Source organism: Streptomyces sp. NPDC052101 (genome assembly GCF_040680235.1).
GTDB lineage: Bacteria > Actinomycetota > Actinomycetes > Streptomycetales > Streptomycetaceae > Streptomyces.
This window is the reverse complement of sequence record NZ_JBFAWH010000137.1, coordinates 1-1,303: the sequence shown is the minus strand read 5'-3', so window position 1 is coordinate 1,303 and position 1,303 is coordinate 1. Positions and strand designations below refer to the sequence as shown.

At 72.8% G+C, this 1,303-nt stretch carries 1 protein-coding gene and 1 pseudogene; both read right to left on the bottom strand.

The window, feature by feature from the left end:
- Positions 1–672, bottom strand: a pseudogene (locus AB0L75_RS44295) (hypothetical protein); the annotation flags it as partial.
- A 31-nt stretch (positions 673–703) separates the two neighbouring features.
- Positions 704–1,303, bottom strand: a 600-nt coding sequence (locus AB0L75_RS44290; protein ID WP_365191953.1) for an enoyl-CoA hydratase-related protein, incomplete at its 5' end; no start/stop codon positions are given.

The window sequence follows — 1,303 nt, the reverse complement described above, 5'->3', positions numbered from 1 at the left end:
GGCGATCCGGGCCACGCCGCCGTGGCGCAGCGCCACCACGCGCACCAGCCCCTCGGCGATCCCCGGGATCTCCCGCACGGCGAGGGCGGAGGTGGCGGCCGCGGCGGTGAAGCGCAGCTTGCCGTCGGTCACCGGCGCCGGATCGCGCGGGGAACTGCTCCACGGGCGGGCGGCGAGCACGGTGATCGCGATGATGGTGCCGACCACGCCCACCAGGTAGGACAGCCCGTAGCCCACGGCCGGGGCCTGCCCGCCGGTGAGCTGGTTCGCCAGCGCCATCGCCGGCGTCGCGGTGAGCGAACCCGTCCACACGCCGATCGCCGTCGGCAGGTCCAGGTTGAGCAGCGCGGCCAGCGGGTGCACCGTGAAGGCGGTGAGGATCACCACGACGACGGCGGCCAGCATCAGGGGCAGGTTGCGGCGCAGGTCCCGGAAGAACACCTTGCCGGCGCCGAGCCCGATCAGGTAGGCGAACAGGGCCAGGCCGAAGCTCTGGAACAGGGCCAGCCGGTCGCCGACGTCGGGCAGCACCGCCCCGACGAGCAGGCCCACGAACAGGGCTCCGGAGGCGCCGAGGCGGATCTTGCCCAGGGGGATGGTGCCGACGGCGGCGCCCAGGGCGACGGTGGCCATGAGGACGAGGATGGGCTGGTCGTTGAGCAGTGCGAGCATGGGCGGGTCTCCGTCCTGCCGTGGTGGTCGGTCAGAAGTGGTACGGGAAGGCGGACCAGTCCGGGTCGCGCTTCTGCAGGAACGCGTCCCGGCCCTCCACGGCCTCGTCCGTCATGTAGGCCATGCGCGTGGCCTCGCCGGCGAAGACCTGCTGGCCGGCCATGCCGTCGTCGGGAAGGTTGAACGCGAACTTGAGCATGCGCAGGGCCTGCGGGGACTGACGGTTGATGTCCGCGGCGTACTCGAGGGCGACCTCCTCGAGGCGCTCGTGGTCCACGGCCTCGTTCACCGCGCCCATGGCCACCATCTCCTCGGCCGAGTACTCGCGCGCGGTGAAGAAGATCTCGCGGGCGCGCTTCTGGCCCACCTGCCGGGCGAGCAGGGCCGAGCCGTAGCCGGCGTCGAAGGAGCCCACGGTGGCGTCCGTCTGCTTGAACTTCCCGTGCTCGCGGGAGGCGAGGGTGAGGTCCGCGACCACGTGGAGCGAGTGGCCGCCGCCGGCCGCCCAGCCGTTCACGACGGCGATGATCGCCTTGGGGGAGGTGCGCATCAGGCGCTGGACCTCGAGGATGTGGAGGCGTCCGGCGCGGGCCGGGTCGATGGTCTCGGCCGTCTCCCCCTCGGCGTAGCG